At 67.8% G+C, this 15,591-nt stretch carries 15 protein-coding genes; 4 read left to right on the top strand and 11 right to left on the bottom strand.

Going from position 1 to position 15,591, the window contains the following annotated elements:
• Positions 1-11 precede the first annotated feature (11 nt).
• From AC5RWA_RS17030 to AC5RWA_RS17020, 3 genes are read right to left on the bottom strand one after another with little or no spacing between them, the layout of a single operon-like run.
• A complete protein-coding gene (locus AC5RWA_RS17030) occupies positions 12-3,101 on the bottom strand; it encodes an AAA family ATPase (protein ID WP_494058447.1) in 3,090 nt (1,029 codons plus the stop codon).
• Positions 3,098-4,276 (bottom strand): exonuclease SbcCD subunit D, encoded by a 1,179-nt coding sequence (locus AC5RWA_RS17025; RefSeq protein WP_494058446.1) that lies wholly within the window; start codon positions 4,274-4,276, stop codon positions 3,098-3,100. Before AC5RWA_RS17025 ends, AC5RWA_RS17030 begins: the two co-directional genes overlap by 4 nt.
• Before the next feature lie 56 nt (positions 4,277-4,332).
• Positions 4,333-5,298 carry an aquaporin gene (locus tag AC5RWA_RS17020; protein ID WP_494058445.1) on the bottom strand — a complete coding sequence of 322 codons (966 nt, stop codon included), beginning with the start codon at positions 5,296-5,298 and terminating at the stop codon, positions 4,333-4,335.
• Positions 5,299-5,492: 194 nt separating this feature from the next.
• Between AC5RWA_RS17020 and AC5RWA_RS17015 the strand changes: the two genes are divergently transcribed.
• Positions 5,493-6,587 (top strand): ADP-ribosylglycohydrolase family protein, encoded by a 1,095-nt coding sequence (locus AC5RWA_RS17015; RefSeq protein WP_494058444.1) that lies wholly within the window; start codon positions 5,493-5,495, stop codon positions 6,585-6,587.
• Here the strand turns inward: AC5RWA_RS17015 and AC5RWA_RS17010 are convergent.
• Positions 6,568-7,044, bottom strand: a complete 477-nt coding sequence (locus tag AC5RWA_RS17010; protein WP_079597702.1) for a DUF4395 domain-containing protein — start codon at positions 7,042-7,044, stop codon at positions 6,568-6,570. The genes AC5RWA_RS17015 and AC5RWA_RS17010 overlap by 20 nt on opposite strands.
• Before the next feature lie 99 nt (positions 7,045-7,143).
• Positions 7,144-8,151, bottom strand: a complete 1,008-nt coding sequence (locus AC5RWA_RS17005) for a 3'-5' exonuclease (protein WP_079597701.1) — start codon at positions 8,149-8,151, stop codon at positions 7,144-7,146.
• Positions 8,152-8,218: 67 nt separating this feature from the next.
• On the opposite strand from AC5RWA_RS17005, the gene AC5RWA_RS17000 reads away from it, so the two are divergent.
• A complete protein-coding gene (locus AC5RWA_RS17000) occupies positions 8,219-8,995 on the top strand; it encodes a DedA family protein (RefSeq protein WP_079597756.1) in 777 nt (258 codons plus the stop codon).
• A 72-nt stretch (positions 8,996-9,067) separates the two neighbouring features.
• On the opposite strand, the gene rdgB is transcribed toward AC5RWA_RS17000, so the two are convergent.
• The 6 genes from rdgB to clpS form a co-directional block, all read right to left on the bottom strand.
• A complete protein-coding gene (rdgB, locus tag AC5RWA_RS16995; protein ID WP_494058443.1) occupies positions 9,068-9,724 on the bottom strand; it encodes an RdgB/HAM1 family non-canonical purine NTP pyrophosphatase in 657 nt (218 codons plus the stop codon).
• Positions 9,721-10,479 carry a ribonuclease PH gene (gene rph, locus AC5RWA_RS16990; protein ID WP_079597699.1) on the bottom strand — a complete coding sequence of 253 codons (759 nt, stop codon included), beginning with the start codon at positions 10,477-10,479 and terminating at the stop codon, positions 9,721-9,723. Before rph ends, rdgB begins: the two co-directional genes overlap by 4 nt.
• A 65-nt stretch (positions 10,480-10,544) precedes the next feature.
• Positions 10,545-11,342 (bottom strand): MBL fold metallo-hydrolase, encoded by a 798-nt coding sequence (locus tag AC5RWA_RS16985; protein WP_494058442.1) that lies wholly within the window; start codon positions 11,340-11,342, stop codon positions 10,545-10,547.
• Positions 11,339-12,352, bottom strand: a complete 1,014-nt coding sequence (gene murI, locus AC5RWA_RS16980; protein WP_275727437.1) for a glutamate racemase — start codon at positions 12,350-12,352, stop codon at positions 11,339-11,341. Before murI ends, AC5RWA_RS16985 begins: the two co-directional genes overlap by 4 nt.
• A gap of 123 nt (positions 12,353-12,475) precedes the next feature.
• On the bottom strand, positions 12,476-13,042 hold the full coding sequence (locus tag AC5RWA_RS16975) for a DUF2017 domain-containing protein (protein ID WP_079597696.1): 567 nt from the start codon (positions 13,040-13,042) through the stop codon (positions 12,476-12,478).
• Positions 13,035-13,418: an ATP-dependent Clp protease adapter ClpS gene (gene clpS, locus AC5RWA_RS16970; protein ID WP_079597695.1), complete on the bottom strand. Its 384-nt coding sequence runs from the start codon at positions 13,416-13,418 to the stop codon at positions 13,035-13,037. Before clpS ends, AC5RWA_RS16975 begins: the two co-directional genes overlap by 8 nt.
• A 96-nt stretch (positions 13,419-13,514) precedes the next feature.
• Between clpS and AC5RWA_RS16965 the strand changes: the two genes are divergently transcribed.
• Positions 13,515-14,843: a nicotinate phosphoribosyltransferase gene (locus AC5RWA_RS16965; RefSeq protein ID WP_494058441.1), complete on the top strand. Its 1,329-nt coding sequence runs from the start codon at positions 13,515-13,517 to the stop codon at positions 14,841-14,843.
• On the top strand, positions 14,843-15,481 hold the full coding sequence (locus tag AC5RWA_RS16960) for an isochorismatase family protein (RefSeq protein ID WP_079597694.1): 639 nt from the start codon (positions 14,843-14,845) through the stop codon (positions 15,479-15,481). Before AC5RWA_RS16965 ends, AC5RWA_RS16960 begins: the two co-directional genes overlap by 1 nt.
• The last annotated feature ends 110 nt before the right edge of the window (positions 15,482-15,591 follow it).

Here is a 15,591-nt window from a genome sequence, read left to right as displayed (position 1 = left end):
GCAGGGCAGCCTTATGCTCCCACCAGCACGTCCAGCGCCTCGGAAATCCGGAGGGTGGATCCGTTGCGGCCTTTCAGCACCTGGAGCTGAGTGCCGATGCGCTGCTTCATCTCCCCGACGTGGCTGACAAGCCCTACCACGCGGCCGCCGTCGCGCAGGCCCTCGAGGGCGTCCATGACCTGTTCCAGGGACTGCTCGTCGAGGCTTCCGAACCCTTCGTCCACAAAGAGCGTCTCGATTTCCACTCCGCCCGACTCCTGCTGAACGACGTCCGCCAGCCCCAGTGCCAGTGACAGCGACGCCATGAAAGACTCACCGCCGGACAGGGTGGACGTGTCACGCCGGTATCCCGTCCACTGGTCCACCACTTCCAGGCCGAGCCCCGATTTTGCACCGCGGGCGGCCTTCGCGTCCGTGTGCTGCAGCAGGTAGCGGCCGTCACTCATGGCCACCAGGCGTTCGGACGCTGCGAGGGCCACCTGCTCCAGGCGCGCGGCCAGGACGTAACTGTTCAGGCTCATCCGGTAGCTGTTTTCACCCCGGCCGGCCGCCGCGTCCGCCAGCCCTGCCAGCATCTGTGCCCGTTCGGCCGGTTCCCGCGCAGACCCGGCGAGAGCCTCATACTCGGCTCTGATGGCGGTAAGCGAAGACAAGCACCGTTCGGCCAGGCCGGCTGCGAGGTCCGCTGTGCGGGCCTCCTCCCGGGCGGCAGCAGCCTCGTTGCGCATGAGTGCGAGCCTCTGCACGTCCACCTCGAACCCGGCCGACTTTTCCTGAAGGGCCAGCACGATGTCATCTGAAGCAAACAGTTCGCTGACACGGGCAGCCTCGTCCTGGGCGTCACGGACCTCAGCGTGCAGCGCGGTTGCCTCCGCCGCAGCAAGCAGCTGGCTGCGCGCTTCATCAGCCGATTCGAAGCCCGCCTTGGGCAACGCGAGTGCCAGCTGTTCATGGGCCTCGGCCGCCTGGGCATGTGCAGCCGCAAGGGACGCCTGCGCTTCCACTGCCTTGTCCAGCACAGCTACGGCGTTTTCCAGCGACCGCAACCGCTGGGCCAGGCTGCGGTGGCTTCCCCTGAGTCCGGACAGTGCCTTGTCCAGCGCGGCCGACTGTTCGGCCGCGTCCCCAAGCGAAGCCACAGCGTGGGCAAGGTCGGCTTCGGTAGCGGCCTTCGCCGTCCGCGCGGCTTCAATGCCGGCGTCGAGCGTCTCAAGCCGCCGCCTGACCGATGCCAGCTCCTTGACCGCATGCTGGGCGTCCGCCGCCGCAGCCCGCGCCTGCTCAGCAGCAGCAACAGCCTCCGCTTCTGGAGTGTCTCCACCCTGGCCGGCGAGGACCGCCACCAGCTGGTCGGCGTTGGCCAGTTCGGCGCTGACCCGGGTGAAGGCGGCCTCGGCCGCCTCGAAAGCTGCGTGTGCAGCCTCCTCTTCCTGCGCAAGCCCTGGCCCGCCGCTGCCCGCGGCAGCAGGGGCAGGATGCTCTCCGCTTCCGCAGACAGGGCACGGCTCCCCCTGCTCCAGCTGGCCGGCAAGTTCGGCGGCGGCATTGGCCAGCCGTTCCTCCCTGATATCCAGCCAGCGGCGCTTCACCTCCAAATGGTCATCGCGGGATTCTTCATACCGCAGCTTTACGGCATGGCGCGCCGCAACGGCGGCACCATAACGCCGGACAACATCCAGCAGTTCCCCGGCCGATGCAGCTTCCTTGCTCCGCAGGGCGGCGGTACCCGCACGCTGTTCCAGGTGCTCCAGCCCCGCCTCGATGCCTGCCTTCTCCTCGCGGAGCAAACCCGCGCGATTGTCCAGCTCGGCGGCAGCCGCGGCAAGGTCCTCCCGCTTTTTCACGAGCACCCCGTGCCGTTTTCGGAGGGCCTGGAGCCTGTCCTCGTCCGGCAACCTGGCCTCGACGACGGCAAGGAGCGACCGCAGGCGCCCCAGTTCTTCCGCGGCAGCACCGGCCGTCGCGGCGTAATCCTGTCGGCGGTCTTCGGCCACGTCCAGGTCCAGATGCGCCAGGTCCAGGTTGGCCAGCTCATCGTCCTCGGCGACGGCCATGCGGAGCAGGGTGAAGGCTGATTCGGCAGCCCTGGCGGCGCTGCTGACCTTGGCTGCGGCGGCGTCGACGCTGCGGAGCTGCCCGTCCAGGACCTCCGCCTGACGGTGGCGGGCAAGCCGCATGGACAGGTCTTGAAGCCGGGGCGCTGCTTCCTCCACAGCGCCCTGCCGTGCTGTTGCTTCCTCCAGTTTGCGGCGCCTGTCCTGGCGGGCGGCTTCCTCCTCAACGGCGTCAGCCCGCCGCATACTTGCCGCGTGTGCAGCCTTTGCCTGCCCGGTCAGTTCACCCAGGCGTTCCTTAACGGCGGTCCGCAGCCACGAAAGCCGGGCTTCGGTGTTTTCCACGGAAGGGGAACCTGCCTCATCAAGCCCGAGTGCGGCCGCTTCGGACTCTGCCCTTGCCGCCAGGAGCCCAAGCTGCCCGGCCAGGACGGATACGTTCTCCCGGGCATCCTGTGCCTGGCGCGAAAGTTCCTGCTCCAGGGCTTCAAAGCGCTGGGTGCCGAAAAGCTTCTGCAGCAGTTCCAGCCGGTCCGCGGCTTTCGACCGCAGGAAGGCGGCGAAGTCACCCTGCGGCAACATGACGACGCGGGTGAACTGTTCGCGGTCCATCCCCAGCAAAGCCATAATCTCGGCTCCGGCTTCATCGTTCCGGGCGGACTTTTCCACCCACGCGCCATCCACGCGCTCACGCAGCAGCGTCTTGGCCTGCTGGGTGGTGAAGCCGTTCCTGCCGCGGGCGCTTGGCTTGTCCCAGGCGGGCGACCTCGTCACTTCGAAGCGCCGCCCCTGCGCGGAGAATTCACAGGTCACGGCCGGTTCCTGCGCCGGCTCCGCATGGTCGCTGCGGAGGCGTTTGCCGTCCTGGCGGGCACCGGGAACAGAACCGTACAAGGCAAAGCAGATGGCGTCCAGGACGCTGGTCTTGCCCGCGCCGGTGGGCCCGTTGAGGAGGAAGAGGCCGTGTGCGCTCAGCCGGTCAAAGTCGATGTCCTCGGTACCGGCAAAGGGGCCAAAGCCGGAAATCCGCAGGTGGTGGATCCTCATCGTGAGCCCTCCAGGAGGCGGACGTTCTCCAGGGCTGCGGCGAGCGCTGCCTTCTCTGCGTCGTCAGGGACGCGGCCGCGGACGTGCTCCAGGAACCCGCAGCATACCGAGAGGTCATCCGGCGCCTCGGCCAGTCTGCTGCTGTAGGTGGCAGCCGGGGCAGCGGTGCCTCCCTCCGGATCGAATCCCAGCACAAGCGTGTGGGGGAACCGCGCGCGCAGCCGGTCCATGGCCCGGGCGGGGCGTTGCGCATCCGTCAGCGTGATCTGGCAATATGCGGCCTCAGCCCATTCGTGCTGCGGTGACTCCACGAGGTCGGACAGGGAACCCCTGAGCACGGCCAGGGCACGCGGGGCTTCCCACAGAACTTCCTCTACGGCGCCGACCCCGTCGGGACCGATGTCCACCAGCCATGCCCCTTTTTGGTGCCTGGCTTCGGAGAAGGAGTACGCCAGCGGAGATCCGGAGTACCTGACCTGCGGCGACAGGGACTGCCGGCCGTGCAGATGGCCCAGGGCAGTGTAGCTGAAGCCGTCGAACAGGTCCAGGGGGACCGCCCCCACGCCGCCGATGCTGAGGTCGCGCTCGCTGTCCGAGCTGATGCCCCCACTGGCGAAGGTGTGGGCCAGGACCACCGAATGGACTACGGAGGACGCTTCACGGCGTTCGATGTCCTGCCGGATCAGGGCTGTGGCCGCCCGGGTCACCTCGAAGTGGCTGGCGGTATCCACCCCGAGCTGCTCGGCGACGAGCCGGGGTTCGAGCCACGGGATGCCATAGATGGCTGCCACGCTTTCTTTTCCTGCCGCATCCTGGCCCAGCGGCAGCAGCAGCGCCTGGTCCAGGCTCTCCAGCCTGGTCCGGAGGTGCACTCCCCCGCGCTCCAGCAACCGGGCAGCGAAGCCCAGGCGGATGGCCGAGTCATGGTTGCCGCTGGTCAGCACCACTTTGGCCCCGGCGGAGGTCAGCCGGACCAGGGCGTCGTCCAGCAGGTGGACGACGTCCACTCCGGGCAAGGCGCGGTCATAGACATCACCGGCAATCAGGACGACATCAACGTGGTGCCGGGACACAGCAGCCACGAGCTGGTCGATGAACGCGCGCTGGGCGTCCAGCATGCCCACGCCGTGGAAGGAACGGCCCAGATGCCAGTCCGATGTATGAAGTAACCGCATATTCCTAAGCTATCGGCTGCCACTGACAGTGTGCGTAACCGGCGCAGTTGCCGGCATCACGCCCGCTTGCCCTCGAAAAACTCCTGCGCCTCGCTGTCTGCCTGCGCACCGCGTGATTGGGCTTTGTCCGCCTGCACACCGTCCGCCGGTGCGCTGGCCGTTCCATCCGCCGCGCTGGCCCCGGGCACTTCCTGGTGTTCGTCGTCGGCCTCCCCGGCGGGGGCTCCCGTCGTCGTCGCTGCAGCGCCAGCGCCGGGGCCAGCGGACGCTGCAACCCGGAAACTGCGGAACAGGAGGCCTGCAATGGCAGCTCCCACAAGTGGCGCCGCCAGGAAAACCCACAGCTGTTCCAGCGCCCAGCCGGAACTGAAGATGGCGGAGGCAGCAGCCCGCGCCGGATTGAACGGCAGGTTGCCCACCGCCTGGCCCAGCTGCAGCAGGGCAGCGAAGGTCAGGCCAACGGCAACCGGGGCAGCTGCCCCACTGATGCGGTCGCGGGCGGCCGCACCCAGGAAGACGGCCACGATGATGGCAGCGCCCAGGACCTCAAGGAGCAGCACCGCTGCCAGTGGCGCGGAAATGATGGAGTGCTCGCCAAAACCGGCGGTGACCGTATCAAACGCCGTCCGGCTGTCGGCGATGCCGGGAAGCGTGCGCAGTACCGCGTGCAGGGCCAGGGCACCCACCGCGGCACCCGCCAGCTGTGCTGCGGCATAGGCAGCGGCTGCGCCGGCCCGGATCCGGCCGGCCAGGAGGTGGCCCAGCGTAATGGCCGGATTGAAGTGGCCACCGGAAACGTGGCCGACGGCGAGCATCGCAGCCGTCACCGCAAGGCCTGCGGCGAGCGCCGCGGGCAGCGGGCTGGACTGCGGGATGCTGAAGAGGGGCACCCCGAGCCCGGCAACCGCAACGAAGAGGCTGCCGAAGCCCTCGGCAGCAAGCCTGGGCAGGAGCCCGGGCGGGGCAGCGTCCGGACTGCCTGCCGGCAGGTTGTCGTGTGGGGCTGGATCGGGCGTGCTCATGGGGGAACCTTCAGGTTGGTGTGTGGCGTACGGGGTGCTGCCGCCGGGCAACCCAAGCATTATTCCAGCCCAGACTGTGCGTTTGCTGGACTGTGCTTCTGCTGGATGTGCTTCTATCTGGCGTGTTTATCGGAACGGTACGTCTTGCTGGCAGGGCTGACGGCGCCTGTCCCCCGCCACGGTAAATTTACTGCATGAGCATCGAGACCCGCGCTTCCGCGCCCACCCTGAAGTCCCGCATCAACGGCTGCCTGCTGGGTGGCGCGCTGGGGGATTCCTTGGGGTACGCGGTGGAGTTCGACGCGATCGATGAGATCCGGCGCCGCTTCGGGGCCCAGGGCCTCACCGGTCTTGCGGAGCTTCCCGACGGCGCCCATTTCTCCGACGATACCCAGATGACCCTGTACACCGTGGACGGGCTCGTGGAAGCCCTCGAATGGGCCAACTCGGGCGTCGGCGCGGACGTCAACGCCTGCCTGTGGCTGGCATACCTGCGCTGGCTCGCCACGCAGGGTGAGGACGCTGGTCCGGCTGCACCCGCCCCGCAGCCACGCTGGATCGACGGAAACACGGTTCTCCACCAGCGGCGCCACCCCGGGAAGGCCTGCATCTCCGGACTGGCAACAGGAGAAATGGGAACCTCCGTGCGCCCCGTCAATCCCGACTCCAAGGGCTGCGGCACGGTGATGCGTTCTGCCCCGTTCGGACTGATCCCGCACATCACGCCCGACGCCGTCTACAAGTTGAGTGCCGACGCCGCCTCACTGACGCACGGCCACCCGTCCGCCCGCCAAAGCGCCGGAATCTTCAGCCTCCTCATCCACCGCCTGGTCACCGGCGAAAGCCTGCAGGAGGTGGCCGCCGGCGTGGCCGCCCATGCCGCCACCCTCACCGATGTGGCGCCGGAGCTGCCGGAACGCCTTGCGGCAGCCCTCCGCCTGGCGGACAAGGGCGTTGTGGCGCCGGAAGAAGTTGTCAGCACCCTGGGCGAAGGGTGGGTGGCCGAGGAAGCGCTCGCCGTCGGACTCTATGCGGTCCTGGCCACCATCCCTGACCCGGCCGCCGGCGGCCGGGACCCCCTGCCTGTCCGTCACTTCCGTGCCGCGGTGGCCCTGGCTGTCAACCACAGCGGCGACAGCGACTCCACCGGATCGGTGGCCGGCAATATCCTGGGGGCCTACTACGGCGAGGACTGCCTGCCCGGCGAGTGGCTGGAAGCATTGGAAGCTCCGGAGGTCATCCGTGGCATGGCTGACCAGCTGGTGAAGGTCACAACCGGCGAAGGCTGATGTCGTTGCAGGCCTCACAGACCTCCGCCGGAATGAGGCCGCGGCGCTGCAGGAGTCCGAAGATCGCGCACCCCAGGCAGAAGCCCAGGAACGCTTCCAGGGAGGCCGCGACGACCAGGATGCCCAGCACCGTCCATGCAGCCGGTACGGCTCCGGCAGCGAAGAGCAGCAAGGACGCGGTTGACACGAAGGCACCCATTCCCTGGGCAAACCGCTTGGGCGGGCCGGGGACCAGCTTCACCTTCCCCAGCCTGGGCGTGATGACTTTCACGGACAGAAGAGCCAGGGGCGAAATCCGCGGACCGAACAGCAGGCGCAGCCAGAAACCCGCGGCGATGGCCAGCAGCCCCCACACCGAGCCGGCCGCGGCGGTGACCAGCGCCAGGAGGACAACCAGGCCGGCCGTGACGCGGGCGGCGTACTCATTGACGGGATTGGGGAACGCAAACAGGGACATGGTGCAAGGGTAGGAGCGGGCGGAAGGGCAGGGAAGGTTTATTGCGTCCCGTGAACCCGGCCGTGCCTGGCTGGCGGGGCAGCCCGGCACCAGGCAGCCCTACGCGGTGGCTCCCGCAAAGCTGCCCACCATCTGCAGGAATTCACCCTCGGACAGCACCTCGATCGACTGTCCGCGTTCGTGGAGCTCCAGCACGCGGCGCGCCTTGCCCGTCAACCGGCCCGAGCGGAGATCTGAAGCCACAAAACCGTCACCCACCACCAGGACAGTGGTGCGGCCGGTCACCCGGCTTTCCGTGCGGGCCCCCACCTCGGCCGAGCGCACCTTGGCTTCCGGGCGTCGGATGGAGAGCTGGCCCGTAAAAACCACGGTCTGCCCGAACAGCGGATGGCCGGGCTCGGCCTCCGGATTCGGGTCAGGATTGATCCCTTCCTCCGGCCAGCCGGACTGGAACGGCCGGACCAGCGCCGCGCCATTGGCAGAGGAGCCGGCGACGGCGGCGAGGCTGGGTTTGGACAAGGCGTCGACGGCCGGGTCGAACGCCTGTTGCCGGGGCATCACCAGGCCGAGCGAGAGGTAGAGCTCGGCGAGGCTGTTGGCACCGTTGCGCCGCGCGATGTCGATCAGGATGCCGGCGCAGGCGCGGGCGTCCTCCGCGGCGTCGTGGTGCTTGACCAGGGGCACACCGGCTTCCTCGGCGGCAAACGGCAGGGAGTTGGACACCAGCGAATAGCACCGCCGGGACAGCATCACGGTGCAGACATAGTCGTAGGCGGGCCCGGGAAGCCCCGACACCTCCAGGGCTGAGCGGATCACGCCGAGGTCGAACGCCGCATTGTGGGCGGCCAGCACGTCATCACCGATGAAAGCACCGATCTCGGCGAAGAGTTCGCCGAAGCGGGGCTGCCCGGCGACGTCGGCGGCGCTGATGCCGTGGATCCGGACGTTGTGGTAGTCGAAATGGTCGTGGTTCCGCGGGGGCCGCATCAGCCACGAGGCTTCCTCAACGATCCGCCCGCCCCGGACCTTGGTGAGTCCCACCGAGCAGGGCGAGCCCCGGAAGCCGTTCGCCGTCTCAAAGTCGATCGCAGTAAAGTCCAAACCCACGGCCCAACCTTACCGCCGGAAGCCGGCCAAACCTGTCAAGTACCCTTGAGGGGTGAACTTTCCTGTGATGAACGACCTCGCTGTGTCCATGCTGGGCGGGGCAGGACCGGTCCAGCCGCAGCTGGCCTCCTTCCTGCCCGACTGGCTGAACCCCCAGATCTTCCTGGCCGATCCTGCCCTCGCACCGTGGGTGGTCCTCCTTGTGTGCGGAATCGTCTTCGCGGAAACCGGCCTGCTGGTGGGGTTCTTCCTGCCGGGCGACTCCATGCTGTTCACCGCTGGCCTGCTCGTTGCAACGGACACCATCAAGTTCAACGTGTGGCTGTTCGCGCTGCTGATTGTGATTTCCGCCATCATCGGCAACCAGACGGGGTACCTGATCGGCTCCAAGGCCGGCCCCGCCATCTTCAACAAGCCCAACTCCCGCCTGTTCAAGCGTGAGAACGTGGAGAACGCGCACGCCTTCTTCGAAAAGCACGGCGGCAAGGCGCTGATCCTTGCCCGGTTCGTCCCCATCATCCGTACCTTCGTCCCGGTGATCGTGGGCGTGGCGCAGATGAACCGGAAGAAGTTCTTCCTTTACAACGTCATCGGCGCGGTGCTGTGGGGCGGCGGCGTTACCCTGCTCGGCTACCTCCTGGGCGACCGCATCCCGTGGGTCCGCGACAACCTCGACATCATCTTCATCGTCATCGTGCTGGTGTCGGTCCTGCCCATCGGGGTGGAGGTCCTCCGCGGCCTGTCCGCGAAGCGCCAGGCCGCGGCGTACGGCACCGACCCGGTGGACGAATTCATCGAGGAACACGCTCCGGAGGACGAGCAGAAGACGCCCCGCCTTCCGTAGTGACTGGATAAAAAAGGTGTGCTCCCCGGCCGGGGAGCACACCTTTTTCGTTCACCGGGCGCGGCCGGAATGTCAGGCCTTTGTTGCCTCCAGCGCTTCCACAATGGACGGCAGGAGCGCGCGGAACGCCTTGCCCCGGTGGCTGATGGCGTTCTTTTCCTCGGCGGAAAGTTCGGCGCAGCTGCGGTGCTCGCCGGCGGGCTGCAGGACGGGATCGTAGCCGAATCCTCCCGCGCCGCGGGGCTCGCGGAGCAGGACGCCCTCCAGCTGCCCGTACTCCACCACCTCGCGCCCGGGCGAACCGTCCGCCGCGGGCACGGCAAGGGCTGCCGCGCACACGAACGCTGCGCCGCGGTGCTGGTCCGGAACATCGGACAGCTGGTTGAGCAGGAGCGCCAGGTTGGCCGCGTCGTCGCCGTGGCTGCCGGACCAGCGGGCGGAAAAGATGCCGGGCGCTCCGCCCATCACGTCCACGGCGAGGCCCGAGTCGTCGGCGATCGCAACGAGTCCCGTGGCCTGCGCGACGGCGCGGGCCTTCAGCAGTGAATTCTCCGCGAACGTCACGCCTGTTTCGACGACGTCGGGGGCACCTGCCGCCGCCGCGTCCACCACCTGCGTGTCGACGTCGAGCCCCGGAACCTGCCCCCGCAGCAGCTCACGCAGCTCCCGGAGTTTGCCCTTGTTGTGCGTGGCGAGGACCAGCCGCGGGGCGGCGCCTGCGGCGGTCACAGCGTGTCGGCCAGGGTTTCGCGCTGGATGGCCGCGAGCTGGGTGGTGCCGAGCAGTGCCAGGTCAAGGAGCTGGTCCAGCTCGGCCCGGTCGAACGGCGCACCCTCCGCGGTTCCCTGGACCTCCACGAACTTTCCTGAGCCGGTGACCACCACGTTCATGTCGGTTTCGGCGCGGACATCCTCGACGTAGGGCAGGTCCAGCATGGGGACGCCGTCGATGATTCCCACCGAGACCGCGGCAATGGTGTCGATGAGGGGCTGTGCGTTCCTGGCGATCAGCTTGTTGTCGCGGGCGAAGCGGATGGCGTCGGCCAGCGCCACATACGCGCCGGTGATGGCGGCCGTGCGGGTTCCGCCGTCGGCCTGGAGGACGTCGCAGTCAAGCACAATGGTGTTCTCGCCCAGGGCCTTGGTGTCGATGATGGAGCGCAGGGACCGGCCGATGAGCCGGGAAATTTCGTGGGTACGGCCGCCGATCTTGCCCTTCACGGATTCGCGGTCGGAGCGGGTGTTCGTTGCGCGCGGCAGCATGGCGTACTCGGCGGTGACCCACCCCCGGCCCTCCCCCTTCAGCCAGCGGGGGACGCCGGCGGTCAGCGAGGCGGTGCACAGGACCCTGGTGTTGCCGAATTCGATCAGTGCCGATCCCTCAGCCTGGTTGGACCATCCGCGGGTGATACTGATGGGCCGGAGCTGGTCCGGGGCGCGGCCGTCGGCGCGCACGATGGGCACTGCAGTTGCTTCAGAAGTCATGCCTTTAGCTTATCCACTGCAGCTGGCGCCGGCCGCTGCCGGGAGCCCGGACCCCGCCGGACAACCTAGATGGTGTAATGCACTCCGGCAACGGCCACCGCAACGTCCCCGCCAAACACCGGCCGCGCCTCGGCCATCACGTTGGTCTGGGATGTCCACACGGGAATGTGGGTCAGCAGGAGGCGTCTGGCGCCTGCGGCGGCGGCGGCCTCCCCCGCGCGCTTGCCGGTCAGGTGGACGTCCTTGATGCCGTCATCCCGGCCTTCCTCGAAGGCAGCCTCGCAAAGGAAAAGGTCGGCGTCCTTGGCCGCTTCCTCGAGCCCCGCGCAGGAGTCCGTGTCGCCGGAATAGGTCAGGACGCGGGAGATTTGGTTGCCGTCCTTGTCAGGCTCCACCACCTCGACGCGGAGTGCGTAGCACTCCTCAATGGGGTGGTTGACCGCGAACGGCGTGACGGTGAACGGCCCCACGGTCACGGGCTGCCGCTCGGCCCAGTTGGTGAAGTCGAATTCCTCGTGCATCCCCGGGTCGAGGTCCAGGCCGTACGCGGTGGCCATCCGGTCCGCCGTGGCCGCCGGCCCCCAAACGGGGATCCGGTCGCGGCCCCAGCCGCCCGGCTTCCACCGGACCGCTACGTGCAGGCCGCAAAGGTCCATGCAGTGGTCCGGGTGGAGGTGCGTCAGGAAGATCGCATCGATGTCCTCAAGGTCCGTGTACCGCTGGATGGCACCGAGCGCACCGCTGCCCAGGTCCATGACAACTTTCCAGGTCCGTTCGCCGTCGGTGGCGGTCAGCAGGTAGCACGACGCCGGCGAGCCGGGGCCGGGAAACGAACCGGTGCAGCCTACGATGGTCAGCTTCACAGGGCGGAACCTCCGGAGCGGCCGGCATCCGCGAAGCCGGTGTCCACGAAGTTGGAGATCCGGGGGCGGTTCCGGGCGGCCTGCGCGGCGGCAATCATTTCCGGGGTGATCCGCGCCAGGCTTCCGGTGGGGTACTGCGCTGCCACATGGTCGACGTGACGGACGGACAGCACCTCGGGGCCCAGGAACCTCCTGGCCAGGGCCTCGAACTGGGCGGCGTCGCCGGTGGCCACGAAGTGGTGTTCGGGCGGCGTCCCGGCCGTCCGCTGCAGGTCATGGGTGGCCAGGGCCCGGTACACGTCCTTTGCGGTTTCCTCGGCGCTGGACACCAGAGTCACATCGGCGCCCATGACGTAGGAGATGACGCCGGTCAGCAGGGGGTAGTGTGTGCAGCCCAGCACCACGGTGTCCACTTCGGCGGCCTTCAGCGGCGCCAGGTATTCCTCCGCGACGGCCAGCAGGGCGGGCCCGGTGGTGATGCCCGCTTCCACATAGCTGACGAACTCGGGGCAGGCAACGGACGTGATGGCGAGGTCCGGAGCGGCTGCGAACGTGTCCTCGTAGGCGCGTGAGCCGATGGTCGCGGACGTGCCGATCACGCCCACGCGTCCCGTGCGGGTGGCCGCCACGGCCCGGCGGACGGCAGGCTGGATGACTTCGATGACCGGGATGCCGTACTTGGCCGTGTACCGTTCGCGGGCGTCACGGAGCACAGCGGCCGACGCCGAGTTGCAGGCGATGGTCAGCAGCTTGACGCCGGAGTCCACCAGTTCGTCCATCACGCCCAGGGCATTCGCCCGGACTTCGGCGATGGGCAGGGGGCCATAGGGCCCGTGGGCGGTGTCCCCCACATAGAGGATGGACTCGTTGGGGAGCTGGTCGATGATGGAGCGGGCCACGGTAAGGCCCCCTACACCGGAATCGAAGACGCCGATGGGGCGTGCTTCCAAGGCGGCGGCCGGGAGGCCGCCGGCTGCGGAGGCCTGTTCAGCTGCCGCTGACGGGTCCATGCTCGAGGCTGTTGTCATGATTATTCGAGGATAGGTGCTCGCTGAAGCGTCAGCCATCATCTTGTGGCCCGCGACTCATGTCTAATTTGTCACAGGGCCGGCAAGGACGGTGGCGGACACCCCTCAACGGCGGCTTTCAAGCGACTGCAGCATGGCCTGGACCAGCGATTCCTGCAGCCAGGTGGCGAAGTTGTAGACCAGGGCCAGGTAGCTTTCCACGTCCTCGGCCTGGGACCAGTCCTGCATGAGGTGGACGTGCTCGGCGTCCTCCTCATCCCGGATGTCCAGGCGCTCGGCCAGCACCAGCCGGACGTCGTTCAGCGCCATGGACCAGTGCTTGGCCCCCTCGGGCGTCAGCACGATCTCCTCTTTGTCCAGATCCAGCGCGGCGGCCCGCAGTGCCCCGATCTTCGTCTCGCGCAGGGACCGCTCGGTGAGCTGGCGGAACTCAAGGGACGCGGCGCCGTCGTCCTTCACAACGTTGGGCAGGAGGCGCTTGACCGCACGGTCGGACGGCTCAGCCACGTCCATGTCCAGGCCAATGAGCGCAGCCAGGGGATCCTGGCCGGTACGGTCCTCCGGCTGCAGCATGGAAATGACATCATCGATCAGGCTCCGCAGCAGCTCCCGCTCAGCCGGTTCGAGGTAGCCCGTGATGCCTTTCAGCCCGTTCTTGAATGCCTTAGCCACGTTTCCCCTTGCCCTGGCCCGGTCCGCCGGACTTCCCTGAGTTGCCGCCGGGACCGCCGCTGGCTTTTTCCACGGTGGCCCACAGCCCGAAGCCGTGCATGGCTACGGCGTGCCGTTCCACCTGTTCCTTGCTGCCGTGGGTCACGATCGAACGGCCCTTCTTGTGGACCTCCATCATGAGCTTGTTCGCTTTGCTCTCCGAGTAGCCGAAGTAGCTTTGGAACACGTAGCTGACGTAGCTCATGAGGTTGACGGGATCGTTCCAGATCACCAGGTTCCAGGGGATGTCCGGTGCGGTCAGGGAATCTGTGGATTCCGCTGTTCCGGTCCGGGTGCCCTCCTGCGTATCAGGGCCGAGCGCAACGCTTAAGGTCATCTGTCCATTCTATGGGGAGGATGGGCCCACGACGGCGAGGGCCCCGCGGCGAAGCGAAGCGAGACGTGGGAGCCGGTGGGGACTAGAGTGAATTTCGTGAGTACCTCTGCCGGCTGGGACCATCCCCGCACGTCCTTTTACACTGACCACTACGAGCTGACCATGCTGCAGGCATCACTCCATTCGGGCGCCGCGCACCGCAAATCGGTATTTGAGGCGTTCGCCCGCCGGCTCCCCGACGGCCGGCGCTACGGCATCGTGGCCGGCACGGGCCGGCTCCTGGAAGGCATCGCCAACTTCCGCTTCGGCGAGGCCGAGCTGGAGTTCCTGGAGCGCACCGACGTGGTGAACCGGCAGACATTGGAATACCTGGCCTCCTACCGTTTCTCCGGTGACATCTGGGGCTACGCCGAGGGCGAAGCGTACTTTCCCAACTCCCCCATCCTGATCGTGGAGGCAACGTTCGCCGAGGCCTGCATGCTTGAGACCTATCTCCTGTCAGTCCTTAATCACGACAGCGCCATCGCCTCCGCCGCCTCCCGCATGGTCAGCGCGGCGCACGGCCGCCCGTGCATCGAGATGGGTTCGCGCCGCACCCATGAGGAAGCGGCCGCGTCCGCGGCACGCGCTGCCGTCATCGCCGGGTTCGACAGCACCTCCAACCTGGAGGCCGGTATCCGCTACGGCATCAAGACCGTGGGCACCGCAGCCCATTCCTTCACCCTCCTGCACGACACAGAACGGGACGCCTTCGAGGCGCAGATTGCCGCGCTCGGCGACGGCACGTCCCTCCTGGTGGACACGTACGACGTCGAAACGGCCGTCCGCACGGCCGTGGACCTGGCAGGTCCCCGGCTAGGCGCCGTACGGCTGGATTCCGGCGACCTGGTGGACCAGGCCCAGTGGGTGCGCCGGCTCCTGGACGACCTCGGCAACGAGAACACCAAGATCGTGGTCACCTCCGACCTCGATGAATATGCGATCGCCGCCCTGCAGTCCGCCCCGGTGGATTCCTACGGTGTGGGCACGTCCCTGGTGACCGGTTCCGGCGCGCCCACCGCGAGCATGGTCTACAAGCTGGTCAGCCGCACCGACGATGACGGGGACTTCGTCTCCGTCGCCAAGGCCGCCAAGAACAAGGCCAGCGTGGGCGGGCGCAAGTACGCGCTGCGCAAGCTGGACGAACGGGGCATTGCCACCGCCGAGATCGTGGGCGTCGGCCGCCGCCCGGAGGATGACGGCAATGACCGGTCGCTGCTGCAGCAGTTCATGAAAAACGGCGAGCTGCTGCCGGGATGGACCGGACACGAAGGCGTACTCCGCGCGCGCCGGCGCCACGCTGATTCGATGGCCGAACTGCCGCCGGTGGTCAACCGCCTGCAGCGCGGCGAGGCTGCCATCCCCACCATCTACGAGGAGAACTGATGTCGCGTGCACTGATCATCGTCGATGTCCAGAACGATTTCTGCGAGGGAGGCTCGCTCGCCGTCGAGGGCGGTGCAGCGGTAGCCGGCGCCATCAGCGACTATGTGGACGCCCACCACAACGAGTTCGACCACATCGTGGCCACCCAGGACTGGCACATCGATCCCGGCGACCACTTCTCGGAGAACCCTGATTTCAAGGACAGCTGGCCGCCGCACTGCGTGGCCGGCACCCGCGGCGCCGAGCTCCATCCGGACCTGGATACCGAATACATCCAGGCGTACTTTCAGAAGGGCCAGTACGCCGCAGCGTATTCCGGCTTCGAGGGGCTCCTGGCTCCCGAGGACGCCGTGCCCACCGGAGAGCGCCAGCCCGGCGCCCTGCCCGGCGGCGACGATGTGGACAGGTTCGCTCCCGACGAGGACGCCATCGGCCTGGACGACTGGCTGCAGAGCCATGACGTGGAGGACGTTGTGGTGGTGGGCATCGCCACCGACTACTGCGTGATGGCCACGTCGCTCGACGCCGTCCAGGCCGGCTATGCAGTCACCGTGATCCGTTCCCTGACTGCGGGAATTGCCGGGGACCTCGAGGAGGCCGTGGCGGAGATGGAGCTTGGCGGCGTGGACGTCGCCTGACGCCGGCCTCCCGACAGCCAAGTGCAATAGGCAGGACAAAACGGTGGCACAGGTGGTCCGCCCCCCAGACCACCCTCTTTCACTCCCCCCCTTTTCCGCCAACAAAACAA

This window comes from Arthrobacter sp. 210 2 (genome assembly GCF_059093025.1).
The sequence above is the reverse complement of the archived record's forward strand: the minus strand, read 5'-3'. Positions and strand labels throughout refer to the sequence as shown.